Annotated in this window: 6 protein-coding genes; all 6 read right to left on the minus strand. The window is 71.8% G+C overall.

What is annotated here, in order from left to right; translation table 11 throughout:
* On the minus strand, positions 1-438 hold a 438-nt coding region (locus D7X12_RS45205), incomplete at its 3' end, for a DUF6597 domain-containing transcriptional factor (RefSeq protein ID WP_341868264.1).
* Entirely contained in the window at positions 438-2,918 is a 2,481-nt protein-coding gene (locus tag D7X12_RS36930; protein ID WP_244225006.1) for a sensor histidine kinase, read from the minus strand. The genes D7X12_RS45205 and D7X12_RS36930, both read right to left, overlap by 1 nt.
* Positions 2,919-2,991: 73 nt before the next feature.
* Positions 2,992-3,708: an urease accessory protein UreG gene (gene ureG, locus D7X12_RS36935; protein WP_120629895.1), complete on the minus strand. Its 717-nt coding sequence runs from the start codon at positions 3,706-3,708 to the stop codon at positions 2,992-2,994.
* Positions 3,709-3,728: 20 nt separating this feature from the next.
* Positions 3,729-4,391 carry an urease accessory protein UreF gene (locus D7X12_RS36940; protein ID WP_120629896.1) on the minus strand — a complete coding sequence of 221 codons (663 nt, stop codon included), beginning with the start codon at positions 4,389-4,391 and terminating at the stop codon, positions 3,729-3,731.
* A 20-nt stretch (positions 4,392-4,411) separates the two neighbouring features.
* The gene (gene ureC / locus D7X12_RS36945; RefSeq protein ID WP_120629897.1) at positions 4,412-6,127 is read right to left on the minus strand and encodes an urease subunit alpha; all 1,716 of its coding nucleotides are present in this window, start codon (positions 6,125-6,127) and stop codon (positions 4,412-4,414) included.
* Positions 6,124-6,912, minus strand: a complete 789-nt coding sequence (locus D7X12_RS36950; protein WP_120629898.1) for an urease subunit gamma — start codon at positions 6,910-6,912, stop codon at positions 6,124-6,126. Before D7X12_RS36950 ends, ureC begins: the two co-directional genes overlap by 4 nt.
* Between the last annotated feature and the right edge of the window lie 121 nt (positions 6,913-7,033).

Consider the following 7,033-nt stretch of genomic DNA (forward strand, 5'->3'; position numbering starts at 1 on the left):
CAACACCCCCGCGTCCTCCCCCCGCTCCGGCAACCGCCGCAACAACATCCGCTCCAGCAGCGCGAAGCGCGCCGCCATCCCGCCCGCCTCCTCCAGCCGCTCCCGCCACTCCCGCGCATCCACCGGCCAGAGGTCCTCCAACGCCACCTGCCCGTCCGTCAGCTCCATCAGCGGCAGCCGCAGGAACGGGTGCGCCCCTCCCGGACGGAAGCGCACCGCGACGAAGGACGCAGGCGATGACACCGGCACCACCTCCGCGCGGCGCATCGCCCCCACCACCTGGAAGCGCGGCCGCTCCGACAGCTCCAGCAGGATGTCCAGACACCCATCCGGCAACACCCGGTGCGGCGCCGTCGGCGGGGCCGACATCTCCAGCCCCCAGTAGCATTGGACGTAGGGCGCCAGGGCGGCGCAGGGGCTCACCTCCACGTAGCGCATCAGGCCGCGTCCGCCACCGCCGCCCGGGGCAGCCTCACCGTGAAGCAGGTGCCCTGACCCGGCCCGTCACTCTTCACGTCGATGCGGCCCGCGTGGCGCTCCACGATTTCACGGCAGATGGCCAGCCCCAGCCCCAGCCCTCCGGCGTAGTGCTCGGTCGCGTTGCGCGCGCGGAAGAAGGGCGTGAAGAGCTGCGACACGCTCTCCGGCGGAATCCCGATGCCCCGGTCCTCCACGTCCACCCGCACCCCGTCCGCGTCCTCGCGCACGCGCACCACCACCGGCATGTCCGGCGGCGAGTAGCGCAGCGCGTTCTCCACCAGGTTCGTGAAGAGCTGATCCAACCGCTGCTCGTCCCACCGGCCCACCAGGGGCGCCTCGGGGACCTCCAGCGTCAACTGGCGCGCGCGCTCCGGCCGGGTGACCTGGATGCGCTCCACCACCTCGCGCGCCAGCGCCGCCACGTCCACGGGCGCCACCGTCAACGTGAAGCGCCCGGACTGCAGCCGCGACACGTCCAGCATGTCGCCAATCAGCCGCGTCAGCCGGTCCACCTGCCGGTTGAGCCGCGCGTAGGTCTCCCGCTGCCGCTCCGGCGTCATCCCCGGGCCGGAGCCGGACTGGCGGATGAGCAGCTCCAGCGTCGCCTTCAGCGGCGTCAGCGGCGTGCGCAATTCGTGGCTCGCCATGGACAGGAACTGGTCCCGGATGGCGATGGCCTCGCGCAGCTCCTTCTGCGTGCGGTCGATGCGCGCCGCCATCTCGTTGAAGCCCAGGGTGAGCTGGGCAATCTCGTCATCGCCCCGCGCCGGGACCTGCTGCTCCACCGACGGGGTGCCCAGCACCGCGAAGCCGTCCCGGAGGGTCTCCAGCCGCTCGGCCACGTCCCGCCCCACCCACTGCGACAGCAGGAGCGCGATGGCGCCCGCCAGCACCGCGATGGCCACCACCCAGGCGCCCATGCGCGTCACCGGCGCGAACGCCTCTCGCAGGTGCGCGGTCACCACCACCGACCAGGGCGTCCCCGCCACCTGCGCGTGCGCCACCACCATCCGGCGCCCCGTGTCGTCGAACACCTCCTGGAAGCCCTCCACCCCCTTCAGCGCGTCCGGCCCCAGCAGGTCCAGCACCGGCGCCCGGCCGAGCACGTCCCCTCGCGCCGTCTCGCGCAGGAGGCTGCCATCGCGGCGGTCGAACATCTCCACCTGGTAGCTGCGCGAGGCCAGCGTCGGGTGCAGCCCCAGCCGCCGCAGGGACAGCCCGCCCACGAGGAAGGCGCGCCGGCCCTCGCCCAGCTCCATGGGCACGGTGAAGACGACGAAGGGCTGGCCCGAACGGGTGAGGAAGGGCCGCGACAGCAGCACCTGGGCGCCGGCCTTCAGCGCGTCCTGGAAGTAGGCCCGGTGCGCGAAGTTGCCGTTGGCCCGGTTCAGCCGCGCGGAGGCCATCAGCGTGTCTCCGTCCTCATCCAGCAGCCAGGCCGCGTCGAACAGCCCGGTCTGGTTCTCCAGCAGCGCCATCCGCTCCTCGATGGCCGCGCGGTCCCCGGCGCGCACCTGGGCGATGAAGTCCGTGTCGCGGCTGTACACGCGCAACAGCGAGCTGGCGATGAGGGCCGTCTGCGCAAGCCACGCCGTCTCCGCGGACGCCGCCTGTTGCGCCTTGCCGCGCAGCTCCACTTCCAGGGCCTTCTGCGCGAGGAACGACGCCACCGCGCCCACGCCCACGATGGGCAGCACCGACGCCAGCGCCATGCCGCGGAAGAGCCGCCAGCGCACCCCCGACAGCGTCGGCCACCGGCGCACCGCCGCGAGCAGCAGGCACGCCAGGGACATCACGGCGTACACGCTCATCCCCGACCACGACCCCCGCGACGCCACCCCGACCGCCATGTTCAGGAACAGGAGGGCCAGGCCTCCCAGGGCCACGCGGCAGAAGAAGGGCTGCCGGCGCCACCGCCCCACGGCCAGCAGCATCCCCAGCAGGAAGAAGAGGATCCCCATCAGCCGCACGGAGGACCCGAGCGACGCCAGGGCGAAGCGCAGGAAGTCCTGGGGTGCCCAGGCCATCAGCGCGCCGAAGCACACCGCCACGGAGGAGAGGAACACCGGCAGCAGGCCCTGTCCCCGGCGCAGGGTGCTCCGCTCCATGACGAGCAGGACCATCACGAACAGGTAGAGGACGGTGCCCGTGAGGCTGACGGGCAGCACGCAGACCGTCCACCAGTAGACCGCGAACGCCGCCAGCAGGAACACACGGCCCACCCGCCCCACGAAGGCGGGCCAGGCCGGGTACATCAGCGCGAGCAGCACCATCGCCGCGCCCGCCAGGAACAGGCTGCCCAGCAGACGGATGTACGGATAGATGTATTGGAACAGCGCGGACCCGAACTCATAGGGGACGAACACCATCGTGGTGCCCACCACGATGCCAATCGCCGCCGCGACCCATTCAACGCGTGCCCGCTCCAGGATTTCCACGGCGCGCACCCTCGCACAACCGGCCCCGGGTGTTGGCGTCAGCTGTGCGCTGAACAGACCGTTCGTTCGCTGGCTATCTTCGGCGCCAGGCGTCGAGCAGGTGCCCCACCACCGCGTCCACCCCCACGTCCCGTGTGACCTGGGTGAAGACGAAGGGCCCCTCGCCGCGCATCCTCCGGGCGTCGCGCTCCATCACGCCCAGGTCCGCCCCCACGTGCGGTGCGAGGTCCGTCTTGTTGATGACCAGGAGGTCCGACTGCGTGATGCCCGGCCCGCCCTTGCGCGGCACCTTGTCCCCGCCCGCCACGTCGATGACGTAGACGGTGTAATCCGCGAGTTCCCGGCTGTACTGGGCCGCGAGGTTGTCGCCGCCGCTCTCCACGATGAGCAGCTCCGGGTGCAGCTCCTCCATGAGCTGCTCCAGGGCGAGCAGGTTGTGGCTGATGTCCTCGCGGATGGCCGCGTGCGGGCAGCCCCCGGTCTCCACCGCGCGGATGCGCTCGGGGGGCAGGGCTTGATTGCGCACCAGGAACTCCGCGTCCTCCTTGGTGAAGATGTCATTGGTCACCACGCCCAGCCGGTACGCGTCCCGCAGCTTCTTGCACAGGGCCAGCACCAGCGCCGTCTTGCCGCTGCCCACCGGGCCGCCAATGCCAATCGTGAAGGCGCGCTGCGCGTAGTCGCGCCGGTGCGGCTTGTCGCGCGCGTCGAAGTGGCCGGGGTGGTCCAGCTCCTCGTGTGTGTGCTCGTGCCCGTCCTGCCCATGGCCGCGGTGGTCGTCGTCGTGCATGTCGCTTCCCCTTCGTCCCTTCAGGACAGGAACAGCCTCGAATAGAGCCGGTCGTGCGTGGCGCCCAGCAGGTCCCACAGCGGCGCGGGCTGCGCCAGGTCCTCCACGCCCAGGGCCCCGCAGCGCGCGAACACCGTGTCCAGCAGGGGCGTGGCCGCGTGCTGGAGTTGATGCGATTCGTGCGTGCCGATGACGCCCATGCGAACGCCCGCGGACAGCGCGCCCCGGAGCGTGAGCGACAGGAAGAGGCGCTGCGCGTCCTCCAGGTCCACCTCCAGCGCGCACAGCACCGCGCCGAACACGGGCGCGTGGTGGAACTTCACGCCGGCCGCTCGGGCCGCGTCGCGCACGGGCCCCACCGCCTCCGGGAAGATGCGCGCGCAGGTGTCCAGGAAGGCCCGGCCCTGCGTGCGGCTCGCGCGGTGGGCGACGTGGTTGGACAGGAACACGTCCGCGCGCGCGTCCAGCGCGGGCAGCGTGGCCGGTGCCTTCCACGCGTCATTCACCAGCGGCAGTCCGCCCAGCCCCGCCTGCCACAGGAGCGCCTCCACGAAGCGGCGCACGTCGGCCCCGCCGCGCACCTCGCCCTGCTGCACCGCGGCCTCCAGGCCCCCGGAGTGCGCGAAGCCGCCGGTGGGAAACCCCGAGTCCGCCAACTGCAACACCCTCCAGCCGGAGCCCATGGCCGTGCCCCTCCAGAACTTCAGAACAGCGAGTAGCGCTGCGCGAGGGGCAGCCAGGTGGCGGGCTCGCAGCGCAGCAGCTCTCCGTCCGCGCGCACCTCGTACGTCTCGGGGTCCACCGTGATGACGGGCAGCGCGTCGTTGAGCCGCATGTCCTTCTTGCCCAGCTTCCGGCAGCCCACCACCGCGGACAGCCGCTTGGTGAGCCCCAGCCCCTGCACGGTGCCCTCCGCCAATGCGCGCCCGGACACGAACGCGAGGCTGGTGGAGCCCCGGGCCCGGCCGCGCGCGCCGAACATGGGGCGCATCAGGTACGGCTGCGGCGTGGGGATGGACGCGTTCGCGTCCCCCATCTGCGCCCACGCGATGAAGCCGCCCTTGAGCACCAATTCCGGCCGCGCGCCGAAGAAGGCGGGCTTCCACAGCACCAGGTCCGCGAGCTTCCCCACCTCCACGGAGCCCACCTCGTGGGACAGCCCGTGGGCGATGGCGGGGTTGATGGTGTACTTCGCCACGTAGCGGCGGATGCGCAGGTTGTCGTTGTCGCCCTGCTCGCCGGACAGGCGCCCGCGCTGCTCGCGCATCTTGTGCGCCGTCTGCCACGTGCGGGTGATGACCTCGCCCACGCGGCCCATGGCCTGGCTGTCGGAGGCCATCATGCTGATGGCGCCCAGGTCGTGGAGGATGTCCTCCGCGGCGATGGTCTCCCCCCGGATGCGGCTCTCCGCGAAGGCCACGTCCTCCGGAATCTCGCGGTCCAGGTGGTGACACACCATGAGCATGTCCAGGTGCTCATCCAGCGTGTTCACCGTGTACGGCCGCGTGGGGTTGGTGGAGCTGGGCAGCACGTTGGGCGCGCCGCACACGCGGATGATGTCCGGGGCGTGGCCGCCGCCCGCGCCCTCCGAATGGTACGTGTGGATGGTGCGGCCCTTGAACGCGGCCAGCGAGTCATCCACGTAGCCGGACTCGTTGAGCGTGTCCGTATGGATGGTGACCTGCACGTCCTCGCCGTCCGCCAAGGTGAGGCACGTGTCGATGGCGGCGGGCGTGGTGCCCCAGTCCTCGTGCAGCTTGAGTCCAATCGCGCCCGCGCGCACCTGATCCAACAGGCCGTCTGGCAGCGACGTGTTGCCCTTGCCGGTGAGCCCGATGTTCAGGGGCAGCGTGTCCGTGGCCTCCAGCATCCGCTGGAGGTTCCACGCGCCCGGCGTGCAGGTGGTGGCGTTGGTGCCGGTGGCGGGGCCCGTGCCGCCGCCCACCCAGGTGGTGATGCCGCTGGCGATGGCTTCGTCCGCCTGCTGCGGGCAGATGAAGTGGATGTGCGTGTCCAGGCCGCCCGCGGTGAGGATGAGCCCCTCGCCCGCGATGACCTCCGTGGTGACGCCCACCACCATGCCCGGCGTGACACCCGCCATCACGTCCGGGTTGCCCGCCTTGCCGATGCCGGAGATGCGCCCGGCCTTGAGGCCCACGTCCGCCTTGTAGATGCCCGTCCAGTCCAGGATGAGCGCGTTGGTGATGACGCAGTCGAGCGCGTCCGCGTCGCCCGCGCCCGCGCGCTGGCCCATGCCTTCACGCAGCACCTTGCCGCCGCCGAACTTGCACTCGTCGCCGTAGACGGTGGCGTCGCGCTCCACCCGGGCCCAGAGGCCCGTGTCTCCCAGCCGCACCCGGTCCCCCGTGGTGGGGCCGAACATGTCCGCGTAGTGGCGGCGATCCATTCGGCGGCTCATGGGCGCTCCTCCGGCTTTTCGTTCTCTTCCTCGTGACCGAAGCCCTGCGCGCGCACGGCCTGGAGCAATCGCTCGCGGCCTTCATCGGACACCTTGCCGCTGCCCAGCGCGTTGCCGCCGCGCACCACCTGCTCGCCCGCGATGGGGACCAGCGACACGGTCTTCACCTCGCCCGGCTCGAAGCGCACCGCCGTGCCCGCGGGGATGTCCAGCCGGTGGCCGTAGGCGCGGCCCCGGTCGAACACCAGCGCGCGGTTCGTCTCCGCGAACGGGTAGTGGCTGCCCACCTGCACGGGCCGGTCGCCCCGGTGCGTGACGCGCAGGGTGATGGCCTCGCGGCCCGCGTTGAGCTCCAGCGCCCCGGGCTCCGCGCGCACCTGGCCCGGAGGCCCTTCCGGTGACGCGGCCGGCACGGTGAAGCGGTCCAGGGAGGGCACCGGCAGGAAGCTGCCGTAGAGCGCCAGCGTCAGGTCCCCGTGCTCCGCCACCACCGGGTGGTGCACGGTGACGAGCTTGGTGCCGTCCGGGAAGGTGCCCTCCACCTGCACCTCCGCCACCATCTCCGGCACGCCGTCCATCACCTGCGCGCGCCCGAGGAACTGGCGGCCCAGGTCCATCAGCTCCGCCACGCTCCGGCCGTCACGGATGAACTCCAGCAACTGGGTGGCGATGAGCGCCACCGCCTCCGGGTAGTTGAGCCGCAGGCCCCGCGCCAGGCGCTTCTGGGCCACGACGCCCGCCTGATGCAGCAGCAGCTTGTCCACATCTCGGGGAGACAGATGCATGAGCCCAACTCCCTCGCTTCGTCCAGGTGCGGTACGTCAACCGGCCCGACGCTAGCGCGCCGCGTCACGCTGGGCCAGGATGGGCGGCGGGCCAATGTCTTCCAGTCCCCTCCCCCAGGCC

The organism is Corallococcus sicarius (assembly GCF_003611735.1).
GTDB lineage: Bacteria > Myxococcota > Myxococcia > Myxococcales > Myxococcaceae > Corallococcus > Corallococcus sicarius.

Coding starts and splice junctions, on each gene's coding strand:
- D7X12_RS36950 (WP_120629898.1), bottom strand. CDS start 6,912: ATGCATCTGTCTCCCCGAGATGTGGACAAGCTGCTGCTGCATCAGGCG.
- ureG (WP_120629895.1), bottom strand. CDS start 3,708: ATGCACGACGACGACCACCGCGGCCATGGGCAGGACGGGCACGAGCAC.
- D7X12_RS36940 (WP_120629896.1), bottom strand. CDS start 4,391: ATGGGCTCCGGCTGGAGGGTGTTGCAGTTGGCGGACTCGGGGTTTCCC.
- ureC (WP_120629897.1), bottom strand. CDS start 6,127: ATGAGCCGCCGAATGGATCGCCGCCACTACGCGGACATGTTCGGCCCC.